The sequence below is a fragment of the Flammeovirga pacifica genome (assembly GCF_000807855.2).
GTDB lineage: Bacteria > Bacteroidota > Bacteroidia > Cytophagales > Flammeovirgaceae > Flammeovirga > Flammeovirga pacifica.
This window is the reverse complement of the sequence record NZ_JRYR02000001.1, coordinates 1,236,192-1,255,735: the sequence shown is the minus strand read 5'-3', so window position 1 is coordinate 1,255,735 and position 19,544 is coordinate 1,236,192. Positions and strand designations below refer to the sequence as shown.

Annotated in this window: 15 protein-coding genes; 14 read left to right on the top strand and 1 reads right to left on the bottom strand. The window is 32.7% G+C overall.

Annotated features, from left to right (window positions below; all coding sequences use genetic code 11):
* Positions 1-3 precede the first annotated feature (3 nt).
* Positions 4-861, bottom strand: coding sequence for an ATP phosphoribosyltransferase (gene hisG / locus NH26_RS05020; RefSeq protein ID WP_044222415.1), 858 nt, complete (start codon positions 859-861; stop codon positions 4-6).
* A gap of 442 nt (positions 862-1,303) precedes the next feature.
* Between hisG and NH26_RS05015 the strand changes: the two genes are divergently transcribed.
* From NH26_RS05015 to NH26_RS04950, 14 genes are all read left to right on the top strand, one after another.
* Positions 1,304-4,354 carry a tetratricopeptide repeat protein gene (locus NH26_RS05015; protein WP_044222412.1) on the top strand — a complete coding sequence of 1,017 codons (3,051 nt, stop codon included), beginning with the start codon at positions 1,304-1,306 and terminating at the stop codon, positions 4,352-4,354.
* A 27-nt stretch (positions 4,355-4,381) separates the two neighbouring features.
* Positions 4,382-6,043 carry a TonB-dependent receptor gene (locus NH26_RS05010; RefSeq protein WP_044222409.1) on the top strand — a complete coding sequence of 554 codons (1,662 nt, stop codon included), beginning with the start codon at positions 4,382-4,384 and terminating at the stop codon, positions 6,041-6,043.
* 310 nt (positions 6,044-6,353) lie between these two features.
* The gene (locus tag NH26_RS05005; RefSeq protein ID WP_044222406.1) at positions 6,354-7,334 is read left to right on the top strand and encodes an SPOR domain-containing protein; all 981 of its coding nucleotides are present in this window, start codon (positions 6,354-6,356) and stop codon (positions 7,332-7,334) included.
* A 37-nt stretch (positions 7,335-7,371) separates the two neighbouring features.
* Complete coding sequence (locus NH26_RS05000; protein WP_044222403.1) at positions 7,372-8,052, top strand: MotA/TolQ/ExbB proton channel family protein; 681 nt, start codon at positions 7,372-7,374, stop codon at positions 8,050-8,052.
* A gap of 5 nt (positions 8,053-8,057) precedes the next feature.
* The gene (locus tag NH26_RS04995) at positions 8,058-8,465 is read left to right on the top strand and encodes an ExbD/TolR family protein (protein ID WP_044222400.1); all 408 of its coding nucleotides are present in this window, start codon (positions 8,058-8,060) and stop codon (positions 8,463-8,465) included.
* A gap of 2 nt (positions 8,466-8,467) precedes the next feature.
* Positions 8,468-9,400 (top strand): hypothetical protein, encoded by a 933-nt coding sequence (locus NH26_RS04990; RefSeq protein WP_044222398.1) that lies wholly within the window; start codon positions 8,468-8,470, stop codon positions 9,398-9,400.
* A gap of 138 nt (positions 9,401-9,538) precedes the next feature.
* The gene (locus NH26_RS04985; RefSeq protein WP_044222395.1) at positions 9,539-10,078 is read left to right on the top strand and encodes a hypothetical protein; all 540 of its coding nucleotides are present in this window, start codon (positions 9,539-9,541) and stop codon (positions 10,076-10,078) included.
* A 64-nt stretch (positions 10,079-10,142) separates the two neighbouring features.
* Entirely contained in the window at positions 10,143-10,733 is a 591-nt protein-coding gene (locus NH26_RS04980) for an HAD family hydrolase (RefSeq protein ID WP_044222393.1), read from the top strand.
* A 300-nt stretch (positions 10,734-11,033) separates the two neighbouring features.
* Positions 11,034-12,332: a phosphopyruvate hydratase gene (gene eno, locus NH26_RS04975; RefSeq protein ID WP_044222391.1), complete on the top strand. Its 1,299-nt coding sequence runs from the start codon at positions 11,034-11,036 to the stop codon at positions 12,330-12,332.
* A gap of 204 nt (positions 12,333-12,536) precedes the next feature.
* Positions 12,537-13,610 carry a DUF4856 domain-containing protein gene (locus NH26_RS04970; RefSeq protein WP_044222389.1) on the top strand — a complete coding sequence of 358 codons (1,074 nt, stop codon included), beginning with the start codon at positions 12,537-12,539 and terminating at the stop codon, positions 13,608-13,610.
* 94 nt (positions 13,611-13,704) lie between these two features.
* A complete protein-coding gene (locus NH26_RS04965) occupies positions 13,705-14,784 on the top strand; it encodes an imelysin family protein (RefSeq protein WP_044222385.1) in 1,080 nt (359 codons plus the stop codon).
* Positions 14,774-16,123 (top strand): HTTM domain-containing protein, encoded by a 1,350-nt coding sequence (locus NH26_RS04960; RefSeq protein ID WP_044222382.1) that lies wholly within the window; start codon positions 14,774-14,776, stop codon positions 16,121-16,123. The genes NH26_RS04965 and NH26_RS04960 overlap by 11 nt, the downstream gene beginning before the upstream one ends.
* Before the next feature lie 5 nt (positions 16,124-16,128).
* Positions 16,129-18,525: a TonB-dependent receptor gene (locus NH26_RS04955; RefSeq protein WP_044222595.1), complete on the top strand. Its 2,397-nt coding sequence runs from the start codon at positions 16,129-16,131 to the stop codon at positions 18,523-18,525.
* Positions 18,526-18,724: 199 nt separating this feature from the next.
* Positions 18,725-19,306 carry a TetR/AcrR family transcriptional regulator gene (locus tag NH26_RS04950; protein WP_052431956.1) on the top strand — a complete coding sequence of 194 codons (582 nt, stop codon included), beginning with the start codon at positions 18,725-18,727 and terminating at the stop codon, positions 19,304-19,306.
* Positions 19,307-19,544 lie beyond the last annotated feature (238 nt).

Sequence of the window (19,544 nt, the reverse complement as noted above, 5' to 3'; positions counted from 1 at the left end):
GTTCTACAGAATCATTTTCTCAATTGGAACAACTAAGATACCTTCTGCACCAGCCTCTTTAAGAGCTTCAATTTTACTCCAAAAATCATCTTCAGCAATTACAGTATGAATAGAAACATACTCTTCGTTAGCTAAAGGAAGAATGGATGGAGATCTCATTCCAGGAAGTAGATTAATGATTGTATCTAAATTTTCCTTTGGAGCATTTAATAAAATATATTTATTGTTGTCAGCAGTTTGAATAGCATTTATTCTAAACAATAGTTGATCAACAATAGCTTTCTTTTCTTCAGATAAACCAGGTGTAGCAATCATTAATGCTTCTGAATCGAAGATGCTTTCAACTTCTTTCAGGTTATTTTGCATTAATGTAGAACCAGTACTCACTAAATCACAAATAGCATCAGCTAAACCGATGTTAGGAGCAATTTCTACAGATCCTGAAATTTCATGAATATCAGCAGTAACACCGTTCTCTTTTAAATAATCACCTAAGATTTTTGGGTAAGAAGTAGCGATACTTTTACCATCTAAATCTTTAAGACCGTCGTATTTTTTATCTTTAGGAATAGCAATTGAAAGTCGACATTTTGAGAAACCAAGATGATGGACTGTGTCTACATTTTTATCTTTTTCAACAGCCTCATTGGCTCCTACGATACCGAGATCAGCAACGCCATCTTGAACGTAACCCGGAATGTCATCATCACGAAGGAACAAAAACTCTAGAGGGAAGTTGCTAGCTTCAGCTTTTAATGCACCCTTCATTCTAGGAATCTTAATTCCACACTGACGGATCAAGTTTAAAGATCCATCGCTCAAACGACCTGACTTTTGGATTGCAATCTTAAGTTTTGTCATAATTGTTTTGTGTTATCCCTTGATTGTCAAACACTTTTAAAAAGTTAATAATGTAGTTCAGTTAATTACTTGAACAAAATAAATGATCTAACTTCTTCAGTTAAATCAATTTTATATCAAATTTACTTATATTTTTAGAATATTTCATTAATTATTCATTTTTAAAATGGTATTTATAAATAATTAAACAAACTGTTGATAATAAAGAAATATAAGTACTAATATAAAATACAGCTTGTTTCAATTCATTTTCTTATTTTTGAAGAATATTTTTTTAGGAATCATGCTTTAAAAACTCCAAATTCGTTTTTTTATCACCTTATTTCAGATATTCTGAGATAAAATATTTATTTTGAATTACTTTTTCAATTAAACTTGAATTAATTTAATTGCTTCAATTCCCTAACTCATAATGAATCAAGGACTGATTAGATACTGCCTAATGTTTGCTTTTATATTAAAAGGCATTACAGAACTAATGGCTCAACAACAGATATATTACTCAGAAGAGGAGAGATTGTTTAATAAAGCCAAGGTTTTATTTACAGATAATAATTTTTCTGCTTCCCGTAGACTATTTGAAACATTTTCGAATAAATACTGTGGCGAAAATGAAAAGTGTATCGCAGCTGAATATTATTTAGCGTTGTGCCAAATGGAATTAGCACACCCAGATGCAGATAAACAAATAGAAGATTTTGTTAAGAAATACCCTGTTCATCCCTTCTCTAATAAAGCTTATAAAGCATTAGGGTCACATTATTTTGAAAAAGGGGAGTATTCTAAAGCTATTGAGGCTTTTAATAAGGATCCATTTTTTGATTTTTACGATGATGAAGATAGGAAAATTGCTTACCAAGCTGCCTATGCTAATTTTGATCAAGGAAATAGAAAAGAAGCCAACAAATTATTTCAAGTCTTAAAAAAAGGGACACATCCATACGCTAATAAGTCAAGTTATTATGCAGGATATATGGAATATGATAATAAAGAGTATGAGAAATCTGCGCAAGATTTAGAAAAAGCAGTAAACGATCCTGAAATTAGACCATTTGCCTTTGCATTATTGCCATTAGCTTATTATCAATTAGGACAAGAAGATAAGATGTTGAAAATGATCTCTCAAGCTAAAGCTGATGGGATTGATCTACCAATGGACGCACTTCTTTTTGCAGCAAAGGTATATTTTAAAAAGAATAATTTTGAGAAAGCTAATTTATATTTTGAGGAGTATTTAAAGGAAATTCCCTTGTTTGCCGTTGATAGAATAACTTCTTATCAAATTGGTTATACAAAATTTAAAATTGATGAACCAAAGGAAGCTTTACCCTATCTTTCTAATGCCGCAGATAGTGGAGAAAAAGATAAACTTGCTCAGCTAGCTGCCTATAATTTAGGTGTGGTTGCTCTAAGTTTGGGTGATAAAGGAAAAGCAATGATAGGTTTTGAACAGGCTTCATTGTTAGAATTCAATAAAGAAATTCAAGAACATTCTTCTTATAACTTTTGTAAAATACTTTTTGATCTAGAATTTTATGCACAGGTACCAAGAGCATGTGATTACTTTTTAGCTTATTTCCCTAATTCAGGTAGATATACTGAAATTGAGAATTTAATGAATTTGGCTTTTGTCAATTCTGGAGATTATTCAAAAGCATTGAAAATACTGGACAAGAAGTCGTATTTAACTGAAGCTGAAAAAATGGCTTATCAAGAAGCCGCATTCAATAAAGCGGTAGAACTAGGAAATGATAACGATGAGGCAGGGGAAGTGAAACTTTTAAGAAAGTCTCAAAAATATCCGTATAACGATGAACTGTTGCAAGCATCTAACTTTTACTTAGGAGAAGGATATTCAGCACTTTCTTATTACGATACGGCCGCCTACTACTATAAGCAAATACCAGAGAATTCTGAATACAATCTTAAATCAAAATACGGTTTAGCTTATGTGCAATATGCTGTTGCTGATTATTCTTCTGCAATAGATAATTATACCTATTACATCAACCAAGGAAGGAATTCAGAGCCTAGAGAAAAAATAACGGAAGCTATTGTTAGAAGGGCTGATTGTTATTTCGGTACCCATAAATATGAAGTAGCAGAAAGATCTTATGCTATGGCAGAGAGCTATGGTTCCAGAGATATGGAATACATTGCCTATCAGAGAGCTCAAATTAAAAGAGCGAGAGGTATGAAAACCGATGCTTTTAGACAATATAAATCCATTGTTTCAGAATATAGTACGTCTGCTTTTGCTCCATTGTCAGCTTATCATGCTGCCAATTTATTAAGGGAAGGGTATAAATACGAAGAGGCGATTAAAGAATATAGTATTGTTATTGATAAATATCCTCAGTCTTCTGTGTTTATTTCTTCCGTTGCTCACAGAGCATTAGTCTATTCATTGCTAGCAAAAAATGAATTGGCAGAGGCCGATTACAAATTTTTAATAGATAAAGATCCAATTTCTTCAGAAGCAGAAAATGCGATAGAAGCTTTGCAGGAAATGGACAATGAAAACTATGTTGTACAAGATTTAGAACATTACAAATCAATTTTTAAAGAGGCAAATCCAGAAAGTAATGCAACTTTAATTGATGATTTTAATGCTGCTATGAAGCCTTATCAAGAAAAAGAATATAGTAGGGCTGTTCAAACTCTTACCTCATTTATTACCACTACACCAAGTTCTAAGTTCTCTGATGATATTTATTTTTCATTAGGCTTTTCATACAGAATGCTTAAGAATAATACAGAGGCAATCAAGGCTTTTGAAAAAGTAGAACACATGCCTGAAAAGGAAAAGTCGTTACGTTATGTTGGTGATTTACTAATGCAAGAAAAACGATTTAAAGACGCGATTAAAACTTACAATGAATTAGATAAGATTGCTACTAGAAGAACAACAACTTGGTCTGTGAATTTGGGTTTAATGAAGTCGCATTTTGAGGAAAAAGATTATACTGCGGCTAGTGCCTATGCGAATAAAATTATAGATGAAAACATGACTCGTTATGTTTTAGAAGCTAAACTTTATTTATCAAAGATCTCATTAATGAAAGGAGACTACCTTAAAGCACTCACTGGGTTTGATCAACTTTCTAAAGAATCTAGTAGTGAGATTGGTGCTCAAGCTCAATATCATGCAGGCCTAACTTTAAGAGAGTTGGCAAAAGTTTACAAAAAAGGAAGTCAAGCAGGAGGAGCTGAAGATGCTAAGAAAACGGTGGAATCAAAGTTTACAGAAAGTACAGAAGCTTTATTAGGAGTACAGAAAAAATTTGCTGGTTATCCGATTTGGACCAGTAAATCGTACCTTTTAATAGCAGAGAATTATATATCAATTGATGATTTATTTAATGCTAAAGCTACTTTAGAGTCTGTGAAGCAATATACTGTTTCTCAAGAGGATAAGCTTATAGCCATAAAGAGATTAGAAGATATCAAACAAATTAAGATAGATAAAAGTACTGTTCCACCAACAAACTAAAAATAAATGAGAAATTTAATGCTATGTATGCTCATTTTTTTAGGAGCATTACAATTGTCAAACGCACAAAACTCTAGCTTAGATAATGCAGAAGTAGTAATAGAGAAGCAATCTAGTTTCGAACTGCCTGTTATGAGTAGAGATTATGAAAAGCTTGAAAAGGTAAAAAGAAAAAATAAAAAGGTACCTCAACAATATTCGGTGCAATTAATCAATGAAGAAGTGGCTGATTCTCTTCCTCAACAATTGCCCGCAGTGCTGGATCAAAGAGAAGAAAAGAAATTCTATGATAAATACATCAGAGCTGGTTTTGGTAATTATCTAACTCCATATGTTGAATTAGGTATTAATGGTAATACCAATCCAGATTTTGATTATGGTGTTAAATACTATCATAAATCATCTCAAGAAGGGTCGGTAGGTAGAAAATTATCAGCTGAAAGTCGTAATGAATTTGACGCCTTTGCTTCCAAGTATTCTGATTATGGTATTACAAATGCTTCTGTCAATTATCAAAGACAAGGAACTCATTTTTATGGTTTCGATGCAGATCCAAATGTGATTTCTCAAGATAGTATCAAACAAATTATTCAGAACATTAATTTCTCTGTGGGTCATGAAATGCCATCATACATTACAGATAATAATTACTCTCTGCGTGGAGATGTAATTTTTGATTATACATTTGATCACTATAAGGCAAGTGAAATTGAGGTAGGTATAGACCTTGGAGGAGCATTCGATATAAATCAGGAAACAAAAATTAATGTCGATTTAAAAGCAGCCTACAATCAATATTCAAATACAACAACAACAGATACAGAAATTAGTAATAATAGGAGTTGGTTTAAATTGGGGGCTAGTTATCAAACATTTATTGACGATTTATACATTAAAGCTGGTTTGAAATTAGCCTATAGTGGAGATTCTTCTCAATATGATAAAGGCTTTTATATCTATCCCGATATTTTATTGAGATATACAATTAGTGAAGATGAATTGGCGGCCTATATAAAAATAGATGGTGATCTTGAATTAGTGAACTATAAAGGATTGTCAAGTCAGAACCCTTGGGTGAATAATAATTTAAATTTATTGCACGAGGATAAAGTAATTAATATAGAATTAGGAGCTGAAGCCATCTTATCTGATGAGATGGGAGTTAAAGGTAGCATAGGCTATGCCTCATCGAATAATATGGGTTTCTTTGTGAATTCGGTAACTGATGTATCAAGATTTGAGATGGTTTATGCAACCAATAATAAAACAGGTAATTTTAAAATTGATTTAGAAGGGATGTGGAGTAAAAGAGAGTGGGAGGTAATTGCCCAAGCTCGTCTAAACGCCTATAATGTGCAAGACACTTTAATAGGTAAGGCATATCATCGTCCTTTATCAGAGAACTCTGTTACGGTTAATTATAAATATCTATCTAATTGGAAATTTGGTGCAGTACTGTATAATAAAATTGGAATTAAAGCAGTAGAATTTGATCCTTCAACAGGAGTTAGAAATGAAATAAATTTACCTGTAATTTTTGATCTTAATTTAACAGCTCAATATCAATTTAACGAAAATCTTTCTGCTTTTGGTCTGGTAAATAATTTATTTAGCCAAAAGTATCAAAACTATAATAGGTATGATGTGAGAGGTTTTCAATTAATGGCTGGTTTGAGTTATAAGTTTTAACAGAAGCCTGTTTTCTCTCTATTCAAATGGTTTTTTACCCTTTTATTAAAAGGAAGGCCTGATTTTAATTATATAACACAAAAAGAATTTTCATATCAAATATTGATTCTTTATTTTAGAGGATGTTTGATAGTCTATTGTAATACTTTTTTTACATATTGATTTCATTACTTCAAATATATTGGTATCAATAATGTATGTGAAAAGTGATAGATACATTAAAGACGTCTTTTTATAAAGGCGTAAAATGGTATTGATATAATACTTTGATGATTTTTGATATTTACTCTTTAATTATAAATATAAACGCATGATTGCTGATGCAATAAAAGAAGCACTTTTAGATTGGTGCGTTGTTGTTATCCCAGATTTGGGTACTTTTTGGTCTGAAGAAAGTGGGGCAGAGCTTTCTCCATCAGGAAATCTTATTAAGCCGCCACATGTAAATATCTCTTATAAAACAGAGATTGAAGAAAAAGACAAGGAAGTCTATTCTTTAGTGGAATTTATTTCTAAAAATGAAGAATATGATGCTGAAGAAATAGCAATTCAAATCAGTATGTTCGTAATGAACATCAAGCAGCGTTTAGAAGATGGTGAAACAGCTCCTATTGGTGATCTTGGATATTTTGTAATGTCTGATGATGAAGAGATAGAGTTTAGACAAAGAAGTGAAAGTAATATCATTCCTGATAGTTTTGGTTTACCTAAAATCACAGCTACTCCATTAGTACAAGAAGAAATTCTTGAGGATGAACCAATTTATGCTGATGATGATATTTATGAAGAGGAGAGTAAATCAAAAAGACCAATTTGGTTATTTATTGCAATTCCTGTCATCATATTATTCACTGCTGGAGCCTATTTTTTCTTAAAGCCATCAGTAATTGATACAGAGGATGTAGCTGTTGAAAATACAACTGAAGAGAACGATGTGACTAATGAAAATTCTTCTACGGAAGAAGGAACATCAGACGAAGTGTCAACTGAAGAAGCAGTACCAGAAAAAGAGGAACCTCAGGTAGTAGAAGCTGACCCTGTAGTAGAAGTGAATAGCTCATCGGAAAGAAATGGTGAATATCATATTGTTATTGCTTCATTTGGTGCAAAAGTTAATGCTGAAAAAGCAGTGAAAGAAGCAGAAAACAAAGGCTTTGATCATGTAGGTGTAATTGCTTCAGGTAAAAAATTCAGAGTAGCAGTAAAAGGATTTAATTCTCACCAAGAAGCCAAAGCGGATTTGTCAAAAGTGCAAAAATCGTATAAAGGAGCTTGGATTATCAGAAAATAAAAAATTAAAATAAACAGTACTATAGATGAACTTTTTAATGAGCGTTTTACAAGACACAGCAATGCCTGAAACAGGTATGCAAGGTGTTTTTGAAGAATCAGTATCTCTTTTTGAGTTGATTGAAAAAGGAGGTATCACTATGGTAATTCTAGGGGTGCTTTTTGTCATAGCATTCTATCTATTAGTGAATAAATTATTGACTATTAGAAAAGCCAAAAAAGATCCTACCAAAATGGTGGATAAAGTGACGGCTTATGTATTAAAAGGTGATATTGAAACCGCTAAAAAATACGCAGACAAGGAACAAACCCCTATGGGGAAAATGATTAAGTCGGGTCTAAATTATATCGGTACCACTTCTAAATTAGAAATGATTGAGAAAAGTATCGAAAATGTTGGAAAAATTGAGCTTTACAAACTTGAGAAAAATTTAGCATTAGTAGGTATGATCTCAGGTGCTGCTCCAATGATTGGATTCTTTGGGACAGTAATTGGTATGATTAACGCCTTTATTGCTATTTCTCAAGAAGAAGGTTCTGTGAGCCCCAAATTACTATCTTCAGGTATTTATGAAGCAATGATCACTACAGCAGGTGGATTAGCAGTAGGTATATTTGCTTACATTGCTTATAATTATTTAGTAAGAGCGATGGCTGATGTAGTACATAAAATGGAAGTAGTAACCATAGAATTTATTGAGCTTCTACAAAATAATTAAAAGTTATGGGCTTAAAACAAGAAAATAAAATTGATCCATCATTTAACATGTCGTCCATGACGGACATGATTTTCTTATTATTGGTCTTTTTTATGTTGACTTCAAACTTTGTAACACCTTCAGGTTTACCAATTTCTGTCCCGAGTAGTAAAACATCAACTAAAGTGATGCCTAAGGTGTCTGTGAGTATTACAAAGGACTTAAAATATTATGTCAACGAAGTAGAAGTACCACTAAACTATTTAGAAGAAGAGCTAAAGAACGTACTACCTCAGAAAAAAGAAGGAGTAGTAGTATTAACTGTAGATAAAGATGTTCCAGTTCAACATTTAGTGAATGTTGCAGGTATAGCGGCAGGGTTAAAAGCGAAAGTGTCAATAGCTACAAAACCTACCTCTAAAGTTGGAAAGTAATTATGGCTTTAAAGAAAACAAAGGCAGAAAGAGATCAGGATTTCAAGCATAGATGGATTTCAATATTCTTCACAACATTAGTGACTATAGGTATATTGATTTTAGCTTGGTATACGATTGTCTGGTCTCCACCAGATCCTCCAATTCCGCAATATGGAATTGAAGTTGCTTTTGGTATGGATGACGCTGGGTTTGGAAATACGAAATCGGAAACTCCTTTTGTAGAAGATAATGATGTTCTAGATGATCCAAAACCTTCTGAACCAACGCCAGAACCAACACCTGAAGAAACCATAGAGGAAACTGTTGAAGAAGTGGTTGAAGATATTCCAGAGGAAGTACCTACTGAAGAAACTCCAACGAATGAACCTGAAGCAGTAACCGATCAAGAAGTGGAAACTCCTGTTCCTGTTACAGAAAAACCTGTGATAAAAAAGGAAGAAAAGAAAGAACAAATAGAAAAACCAAAAGAAGAGGTTAAGAAGGAAAAACCTAAGCCTAAAACTCCTCAAAATGTGATGGGACCTGTCAATAGTACAGGAGTCGCTGATCAACAAAAATCTAATAATAAAGGTAATGTTGAAGGAGCTCAAGGTAATCAAGGAACAGAAAAAGGTACTTTAAATTCTGATACTCAAATGAAATCCGATGGGGGATCTGGAGGATCAGCATTAAGTATGCCTGGTTGGAATTGGTTAGAGCCTCCTTCTGTGAATGACCGTTCTTCTGCAACAGGTAAAATAATTATTGATATTCAGGTAGATGAATATGGAGATGTAATTGCCTTAAAAACTGTATTTAGGTCAGTGCCAAGAACAGTAGTATTGCAATATGAAGATGCAGTTAGAAACTTATCATTTGCTCCAAATAGAGCTGATGCTGATATAGAAGGTATCACAAATGGTTCAATTACCTTCATTTTAAGAAATAAATAATGATGTGAATGACATTTGAAGTCTTTTACATCATTTATAATTAACAACTTTCTCTCATTAATAGGTTTCTTTTTCAGAATAGAGAAAATTATCCTTAAAGGAAAATCATTTTTTTTAGTCTAAACGTCAAAAATAACTATGGAACAAGCGGAACTATTGGTATGTAGTAATTGTGAAACAACACACGAAAGCACTCAACAAGACTGTGAGGTCTGTCATTACCCAATTTTGGGAACAGATAAGGAGCAATCGAAATTTCTAGCTAAACAAATCAACCAAAAGGCAGAGGTTAAAGATTCATTAAACAAAATGAAGTTATCTAAAAACCTTCTTTTTGGTATTGGTGTATTTAACTTATGTATGGTAGCCTTTCAATTGTTAGTACAAAATACAGGGTTTACTTTTGGGGTAGGGATTCAAACAGCTTTAGGAGGATTGTTTATGTTCTTTGCTTATATGACAAATAAATCTCCTCTTTTTGCGACAGGTGGACCTATTATTATGTATTTAATCTACATTGGTCTATTAGGGATCTTAGATAGTAGCCTTATTTTTGAAGGTATATTTTTTAAAATAGGCTTTTTTATGATCTTAGGTTATGGTTTTTATAGCACATTAGTAGCTAATAAAATTCTGAAAGAAAATGAATATCTAGCAACAACTTTATCAAAGAAATAGTTCTTTGAATTCTTTTTATACAAGGTAATTCTAACTAATTTCGTCAAAAATAATCAGTGATAAAATGAAAAAAATTAATATTCCACCTCAAATTAAAGGGTTAATCTTTGATATGGATGGAACTATAGCAGATACAATGCCTACTCATTATTTAGCATGGAAAGTAGTTTTTGATGAGCTAGGTTATAATTTTACTGAAAAGGAATTTTATGAATTAGCTGGAGTTACCACAGTAGAAATATTAGAAAAGATTGCTTCTGAAAATGGTTTCTCTGTCGACGCACACTTGTACGCTGATAAAAAGGAAAATGAATATCTAAAATTAGTATCAAAAGGTGATGTGAAACCTATAGATCCAATTTTAGATGTGGCAAAAGAGTATTTTGGAAAACTTCCAATGGCGATAGGTACAGGAGGTAATGATGAACTCATAGAGCATACTTTAACAGGAATTGGAGCTTTTCATATGTTTGATGTAAAAGTAGGGTACGATCAAGTAGAGAATGGCAAGCCTAATCCTGAAACATTTTTGCAATGTGCTATAAGGATGGGGGTAGAGCCACAATACTGTATGGTATTCGAAGATGGTGCTCCCGGAATAGAAGCAGCAAGAAGAGCAGGCATGAGAGTTATAGATATCAGAGAGTATATTTAATATAATTGAGATTGTTTTGATAGTACAAAGCAATCTCAATTTTTTTATAAATCACTGATAACTAATGTGTTGAAATTACACTTATTTAAATTTTATCTAAAATATTTGTTAATAATTTTTTGTATTTTTTTTATCCGTTAGATCTGTAAATGGGTCAATAACAAAGAGTTATTTAGATTATGCATTGATTCTTTTAATAGTCTTTTTCCTAGACTGACAATAGTCATGTTTTAAACCGTTTTGATTGTCTAATATTGGATCGTTATTTAAAAAATCAACAATTATTAATTTTACGAAGACATGAGTTTAATCGTAGACGTTCACGCAAGACAAATCCTTGATTCAAGAGGTAATCCTACAGTAGAAGTAGATGTAACAACTGAGACTGGTACAGTTGGTCGTGCTGCAGTTCCATCTGGAGCATCAACTGGTGAGTATGAAGCTGTAGAATTACGTGACGGTGGTTCTGAATATTTAGGTAAAGGCGTTTTGAAAGCGGTTGAAAACGTTAATGAAATTATTGCTGAGGAATTAATCGGAGCTTCTGTATTTGAACAAAATGCTATCGACCAAGCAATGATCGCTTTGGATGGTACTCCAAATAAAGCAAAATTAGGTGCTAACGCTATCTTGGGTGTATCTTTAGCAGTTGCTCAAGCTGCAGCAGCTGAACTTGGTCTTCCTTTATATAGATATGTAGGTGGTGTTTCTGCGAACACAATGCCAGTTCCAATGATGAACATCATCAACGGTGGTTCTCACTCAGATGCGCCTATCGCATTCCAAGAGTTCATGATCCAACCTGTTGCTGCTCCTGATTTTACTACAGCTATCCGTATTGGTTGTGAAGTATTCCACGCATTGAAAAAAGTTATTCATGACCGTGGTCTTTCTACTGCAGTAGGTGACGAAGGTGGATTTGCTCCAGCTTTCGAATCAACTGAAGATGCTTTAGATTCAGTAAAATTAGCAGTTGAAAACGCTGGTTACGTATGGGGTAAAGACATCACTATCGCTCTTGATTGTGCTGCTTCTGAATTCTACGTAGATGGTAAATACAACTATGAGAAATTCAACGACATGAAAGGTGGCGTTAAAACTTCTCAAGAGCAAGCTGAATACTTAGCTGCTTTAGCTGAGAAATATCCTATCACTTCTATCGAAGACGGTATGGACGAAAACGATTGGGAAGGTTTCAAAGCGTTAACTGATCTTTGTGGAGACAGCGTACAGTTAGTAGGTGACGATTTATTCGTAACTAACGTAGAGAAATTAGAAAGAGGTATCAACGAAGGTATCGCTAACTCAATCTTGATCAAAGTTAACCAAATCGGTTCATTGACTGAGACTATTGCAGCAGTTGAAATGGCACACAGAGCTGGTTATACTTCAGTAATGTCTCACCGTTCAGGTGAAACTGAAGACAACACTATTGCTGACTTAGCAGTAGCATTGAACTGTGGTCAAATCAAGACTGGTTCAGCTTCACGTTCTGACCGTATGGCTAAGTACAACCAATTACTTCGTATCGAAGAAAAATTAGGTTCTACTGCTAAATACTTAGGTTTGAACGCATTCAAACAAGATTTCAAATTCTAATTAGAATTTAAAATATATTTAGCTGTAATTTAATTACAGACATTGAGAGATCACTTTTATAAGTGATCTCTTTTTTTTGTTCAAACAAATATTATTTTTATTTAAACTCATTATAAATAATATGTTTATTATTTGTAATTAATCTTAATAAGCATTACGTTTGTTTCACAATAATTTCAGCTACAAAAAATATTAAAAGCGAAAATGAATACTAAAAGACTAAACTTTAAATCTCTTATCTCTTTAATTGCAATTTCATCAGTATTGTTCTCATGTAATGATGATTCTGACAGCACTCCTTCTGCTAAAACAGATTATGATTTTGCTAATGTTGACTACTCTGGTCAAACAGCAAGAATCATGATGTTAGATTCATTAGAATCATATATCAAATCTGGTAATGATGGCGTTACTAAGCTTTCTGCAGTTGACATGAATGCGATTTATACTAACGAGTCTGGTGATTTATTTGGTTCATCAAAAGATTTAGAAAGTAAAACAGCTAACGATCCTACACTGTTGGCTAATGTTTATACTCAAATTCCATTTTATTTTGCCTCAGCAGAAGCTGCATCAGGTAACATGGATAATATCATTGGAGGAAGATTATTTGATGCAAATGGTCATGAGCCAGCTCAAATGGTAGGAAAAGGTCTAATGGGTGCTGTTTTATACTTCCAATCTGTTTCTTATTATTTAACTCCAGAAAAACTTGAAGGAGCCGATAACGAAACAGTTACTGAAGGTAAAGGTACTGACATGGAACATTACTGGGATGAAGGTTTCGGTTACTTTGGTGCAACAACAGATTATTTATCTAACGAAGAAGCAACAAAATACTATTGGGCTAAATATGCTGCTTCAAGAGCAGATGTTTATGATGTAAGAGGAGATATCTTTAATGCATTTATTGCAGGTCGTCAAGCTATTTCTGATAAAGACTATGAAACAAGAGATGCTCAAGCAATTATTATCCAAAACAAATGGGAAGAATTAGTAGCAATAAACGTTGTTCACTATGCAAACTCAGTGATTTCAGATACTGAACTTGGGGACATCCTACACCACTGGTCTGAGGCAGTTGCATTTGCTACAGCTTTACAATACAATACTTCAAAAGTGATCACTAACGAAGAAATTGCAGGGGTACTAGGTTCTCTTTATGTTGAGGATATTAAAAATGCTAACAAAGAAGCTTTAAATGCTCAAATGGAAGCAGCTAAAGCAATAATTAAAAATACTTATGGCTTCTCTGATGAGGTAATGAGTAATTTATAATTATCTTTGCAAAATATTTACAAATACATAATCAGCTCAGCAGACAATCTATCTGCTGAGTTGTTGTGCATACACCTAAATTTGATTTTTTCTAATGAACAAAATTAACCTATTTATTACAGTTCTTTTTTGTACAATACTCTATTCTTGTGATGATTCTTCGGACAGTGTGAGTGTTGAGTTTTCTCAAAAAGAAATGTTAGAAAACTATTCAGATAACCTTATTTTACCAGCTTTTAAGGCTTATTCAGAAAGTACAGCTGCTTTACTAGTCGCTACAAACCAATTTTTGGAAAACACAAATGATGTTACGCTTACTGACCTTAGAAGTAAATTAGATGATGCTTATGGTAATTGGGCTAAGGTGAATGCATTTCAATATGGGGAAGCATTGACTTCAAACTTATTAGTGAATACCAATTCTTTTCCAACTAAATTTTCTGAAATAGAAACTAAAATTGCTGCTGGTGATTTCAATATTGAGTCTATCTCATCATTTAATGTAAAAGGTCTTCCTGCATTAGATTATTTATTAAACGTAGGGGCAACATTAGATTTATACACTACAGACGCTCAAGAAGAAAATCGTCGTATGTATTTAACTAAAGTGGTGAATGCAGTAAATAATGATGCTATTGCAATTTATGATTCATGGACTTCAGGTTATTCTGATGAATTCACTTCAAACGAAGGGGTGGATCCAAGTAGTTCTATATCTTACATTATTAATGAGTTCAATAAAGCTTATGAGAGATGTAAGAATCAGAGGGTAGGATATGCTTTAGGTAAAAATTCAATCTCAGGTAACTCTTCACCAATGTCTGTAGAAGCTTACTACAGTCAAGAAACATTAGATTTACTAAAGTCGAATGTTACATCATTAAAAAATATCTTTAATGGCGGTAGCGAGTTAGGTTTAGCAGACTATTTGAAAGCTTATTATACAGCAGGTGCAGTAGAAGAGGACCTTTCTGAAAAAATCAATAATCAATTTGATGTGATTTTGGCACAATTAGACAAATGTTCTGATCCATTTTCAAATCATATAGATCAAAAAGACGAGACTGTAGAAACTTTGTATACAGAAATGTCAAAGTTGGTGGTAATGATAAAATCAGAAATGCCATCTATTCTTTCTGTGAAAATTACTTATCAAGATAGTGATGGAGACTAAAATAGAAGAATACATACACAAACAAGTTTCTATTGCACCTCTTGTAGTTTTTAGAATGATCTTTGGCCTAATGATGGCAGGGAGTGCTATAAGATTTTGGGCGAACGGTTGGATAGACTCACAGTTTATTCAACCCTCGTTCTTTTTTCATTATTACGGTTTTTCATGGATAAGCCCTTTGGGAGATTTGGGCATGTATCTGATTTTCATTTTAATGATTATTTCTGCCATTGGAATTACCTTTGGCGCCTTTTATAGACTATCAGCATTAACTTACTTCTTGACATTCACTTATGTTGAACTTATTGACCTAACCAATTATCTAAATCATTATTATTTTGTGAGTTTGATGGCTTTCATCATGATCTTCCTTCCTGCTCACAGACGTTTTTCAGTCGATGTTTATAGAAATCCAGAGACGTTTAGAACGCATGTATCTGCTTGGACAATCAATGTAGTGAAATTACAATTAGCTATAGTTTATTTTTATGCTGGTGTTGCCAAAATAAACGCAGATTGGCTTTTTAGAGCACAACCTTTAAAGTTGTGGTTAGCTTCTAGAACAGATTTATGGATAATAGGTCCATTATTTAAATATAAATGGGTTGCCTATTTCTTTTCTTGGGCAGGTTGTTTTTACGATTTATTTGTACCCTTTTTATTGGCCAATAAGAAAACAAGAATATATGCTTATTTAGCTGTAATCTTTTTCCATATTATTACTTCATTATTATTCCCTATCGGAATGTTTCCTTTCATTATGATCTTGAGTACATTAATCTTCTTTTCTGATGAGTTTCATGAAAAGATTATTATTGCCTTAAGTCGTTTTTTTAGTACTGAAAACTTAGATTTTAAGGTACAGAGAGGTAAACTAAATTCTATTCCACAAAAGATAATGAGAGCCTCATTCTTATTGTTTTTTATCCTACAATTATCGTTTCCGTTTAGATATGCTCTTTATGATGATAATCTTTTCTGGACAGAACAAGGATTTAGGTTTTCTTGGAGAGTGATGCTGATGGAAAAATCAGGAGCTGCTACTTTTTATGTGGAAAACCCAGAAAATAATCATAGAATTGAAATAACAAACAGTGATTATTTAACGCCATTACAAGAAAAAATGATGGCCACTCAACCAGATTTTATTTTACAATACGCTAAATATTTGAAAGAAGAATACAAGAAAAAAGGTATTGAGTTTCCTAAAGTTTATGTAGATGCTTTTGTGTCTTTAAATGGTCGATCAAGTAAAAGATTTATTGATCCTACTATCGACTTAACAGAACTTTCAGACTCATTTTTACCTAAAGAATGGATTCTTCCTTTCAATGGATAATTTTTATGCAATACAGATTACTACTTTTTATTTGTCTTTCTTTTATTACCGCTTCTTATGTAAATGCACAAAGGAGTATATCCGGTAAAGTATTAGATTCTTCCAATCAACCTTTGGAGGGAGTGAATGTATATATAAAAGGAAAAACACAAAAAGTGATCACCAATGATAAAGGAGAATATCAATTAGATAATTTATCAGAAGGTAAAACTTATAGTATTGGTGTTTTTTTATATGGATTCTCACCATTAGAAAATAATGTAACCATTACGAATGCCGATCAAAATTTGAATTTCACCTTACGACCTTTAGAAACGTTGTTAGAGGAAGTAGATGTGAGAGATGCCTCGTCATCAGCAGAAATTAAAAGAATGGAAGCTGTAGTAGGAACTTCCATTTTTGAAGGGAAAAAGAGTGAAGTCATTTTGGTAGATAATCTGACTGCCAATTTAGCTACAAACAATTCTCGTCAGGTATATAATAGAGTACCAGGTTTAAATATTTGGGAAAGTGATGGAGCAGGAATTCAACTAGGAATTGGAGGTAGAGGACTAAGTCCTAACAGGACCTCTAATTTCAATACAAGACAAAACGGTTATGACATTGCTGCAGATGCATTAGGTTACCCTGAAAGCTATTATACTCCACCAATGGAAGCTGTAGAAGAAGTTCAAATAGTTAGAGGAGCCGCTTCTTTACAATATGGAACTCAATTTGGAGGTCTTTTGAACTTTAAAATGAAGAGAGGAAATACAGAAAAACCTTTTGAGTTCGTCACAAGACAGACAGTGGGTTCTTTTGGTCTGTTTAATTCATTTAATAGTATTGGCGGACAAAAAGGTAAAGTGAATTATTATGCCATGTACCAATACAAAAAAGGAGATGGCTGGAGACCTAATTCTGATTTTAATGTCAATACAATATTTACAGGAGTACAATATGATATCAATGATAAGTTGAAAATAGGAGTAGAAATAACTCATATGGATTACCTAGCTCAGCAGCCAGGTGGTTTAACTGATGATGAATTCTACAACGATCCAAGGGCATCTTATACCGATCAAAACTGGTTTAAAGTGAATTGGAATATTGCTTCAGTCAATTTTCAATACCAACTCTCTCCAAAAGCTAAAATTGAAATGAGAAATTTTGGCTTACTTGCTAGTAGAGATGCATTAGGTATAAACTTGAATAAACTTGATCCTTATAATGAACCAAGGTTATTAGTGGCGGATGAATTTCGAAATATTGGTACTGAAATAAGATACATGCAGCATTATGATTTTAGAGGGAAGCCTTCTGTTTTTGTTGTGGGTTCTCGTCTTTATCATGGTAATGATGATAAAAAGCAAGGTGATGCTTCGGATGGTAAAGATGCTGACTTTTCTTTTTCTCATCCAGATTCTTTATTATCAGACCATAATTTTAGAATAAATAATTACGCGTTTTTTGCTGAAAATATTTTTCAGATATCAGACAAATTCTCAATTACACCCGGTATACGTTTTGAAATGATTCAAACTACTGGTAAAGGGTATTATCAGCAAACGTTTTACGAACCGGGCGATGATGGTTTAATAGAAGAGATCACTCGTCCGATGGAGGATAATATAGAAAACAATAGAAATATATTTATCGCAGGTATTGGTTTTAGTTATAAACCAACAGATGATTTAGAGGTTTATGCCAACTTATCTCAGAATTATAGAGCCATTACATATTCAGATTTAAGATCTTTAAATACGAATGTGAGAATTGATCCTAATCTAAAAGATGAAAAAGGATATTCTGCAGATTTAGGAGCAAGAGGTGCTTTAAAGTGGTTAAATTATGATGTAAGTGCTTTTTATTTGAGATACAATGATAAAATTGGTTTGGCTAACCCAGCAAATCCAATTAGAACAAACATAGCAGATGCATATACGTTAGGAGTAGAGTCGTATGCAGAAATAAAATGGATGGATATTTTTTCACCTTTATCAGATTATCATGTGAATCTCTTTGCTAATGTAGCTTTAATACAAGGTAAATATATTTCAGATGATAGAGTGTATGATGGTAAAGATGTTGAGTTAGTTCCTCCCTTTAATATCAAAACAGGATTGAATGCAGGTTATAAATCTTTCAATTTATCTCTTCAATATACTTATGTTGAAAAGCATTATACAGATGCAGCGAATACAGAAGAACCGTTAGCTGATGCCGTTTATGGTCCAATTCCAAGCTATTATGTAATGGATTTATCAGCAAAATATAATTTTAAATGGTTGGGTATTGAGTCAGGTATAAATAACCTTACTAATAATATGTACTTTACAAGAAGAGCAACAGGGTATCCAGGTCCAGGTATAATACCTTCAGATGGAAGGAATTATTACTTCACATTACAAGTAAAGATTTAGGAAGGAAGAAATCCCTTGGAAAGTTAAAGTTATTCCTTGAACTAATTAATTATTACCATAATCTGTTCAAAATGCATATTTTATTATGCTAACATCCATATATTTTTAAAAAAGTTTGGTTGCTTATTGGTTTCCTATAATTTTGTATATTCATTAATGAGAATTCGTTCATTCATTATACAACAGAAACTGATAGAAGATGGCAAAAAGTATCGACGAAACAAAACTACAAAGAATTAAGGAAGCAACTATTGAAATGGTCGTTTCTAAGGGGTATGGGGGAGCATCCGTTTCGTCAATTGCTAAAAAAGCACAAGTAGCTGATGGATATTTATATAGACACTATCCAAGTAAAGCTGCATTAGTTCAATCTTTATATCATTCTAATATTGAGTATTTCCGTAATTTAATTTTTAAATATATGGAAGAATACGACACTTTAGAAGCAGTGATCTATCATTTCTGTGTTGAAATATTTAACTTAGCAAATGATAATCCTTCAAGAGCAAAGTTTATCAATATGCTTATGAATGATTACACTTTCTTGATGAGTAAAGAAATGGTCTTAAAAATACCAGAAAGCTCAAAAAGAATGGTAGAAAGAGGGTATAATACAGGTGAAATTCAAAAGGATATCAACGTTGAAATGTTCAACGCCGTTTTTCCTGCAATACCAATTCAGTATGCTTCTGCAAGAGCAACTGAAGTATTTAGTAAAGAACGTTTAACTGAAAGTGATGCAAAAATTGTAGCACGTTTAGTGATAAAAGCGTTAAGCTAAACAATGAAAAGTACTTGATAAAGGTGAAAGCCTTTAATTTATATTACTGAAGGTGAAACAGACGGATACTTTATCCGTCTTTTTTATTTTATATTTTCACCTTTGGTTAACTTATTGTGTTACTCAAGTTATACCAAGTGGAATCTAATATCCAATGGCATTACTGTCAAATTGGTAAATACTACAATTAACTAAATAATAGAGCAATATATTTTAGATTATCGATTGATTATCCATT

Coding starts and splice junctions, on each gene's coding strand:
- NH26_RS04955 (WP_044222595.1), top strand. CDS start 16,129: ATGCAATACAGATTACTACTTTTTATTTGTCTTTCTTTTATTACCGCT.
- NH26_RS05015 (WP_044222412.1), top strand. CDS start 1,304: ATGTTTGCTTTTATATTAAAAGGCATTACAGAACTAATGGCTCAACAA.
- NH26_RS05010 (WP_044222409.1), top strand. CDS start 4,382: ATGCTCATTTTTTTAGGAGCATTACAATTGTCAAACGCACAAAACTCT.
- NH26_RS04965 (WP_044222385.1), top strand. CDS start 13,705: ATGAACAAAATTAACCTATTTATTACAGTTCTTTTTTGTACAATACTC.
- NH26_RS04960 (WP_044222382.1), top strand. CDS start 14,774: ATGGAGACTAAAATAGAAGAATACATACACAAACAAGTTTCTATTGCA.
- NH26_RS04980 (WP_044222393.1), top strand. CDS start 10,143: ATGAAAAAAATTAATATTCCACCTCAAATTAAAGGGTTAATCTTTGAT.
- NH26_RS05005 (WP_044222406.1), top strand. CDS start 6,354: ATGATTGCTGATGCAATAAAAGAAGCACTTTTAGATTGGTGCGTTGTT.
- NH26_RS04985 (WP_044222395.1), top strand. CDS start 9,539: ATGGAACAAGCGGAACTATTGGTATGTAGTAATTGTGAAACAACACAC.
- NH26_RS05000 (WP_044222403.1), top strand. CDS start 7,372: ATGAGCGTTTTACAAGACACAGCAATGCCTGAAACAGGTATGCAAGGT.
- hisG (WP_044222415.1), bottom strand. CDS start 861: ATGACAAAACTTAAGATTGCAATCCAAAAGTCAGGTCGTTTGAGCGAT.
- NH26_RS04950 (WP_052431956.1), top strand. CDS start 18,725: ATGGCAAAAAGTATCGACGAAACAAAACTACAAAGAATTAAGGAAGCA.
- NH26_RS04970 (WP_044222389.1), top strand. CDS start 12,537: ATGAATACTAAAAGACTAAACTTTAAATCTCTTATCTCTTTAATTGCA.
- NH26_RS04995 (WP_044222400.1), top strand. CDS start 8,058: ATGGGCTTAAAACAAGAAAATAAAATTGATCCATCATTTAACATGTCG.
- NH26_RS04990 (WP_044222398.1), top strand. CDS start 8,468: ATGGCTTTAAAGAAAACAAAGGCAGAAAGAGATCAGGATTTCAAGCAT.
- eno (WP_044222391.1), top strand. CDS start 11,034: ATGAGTTTAATCGTAGACGTTCACGCAAGACAAATCCTTGATTCAAGA.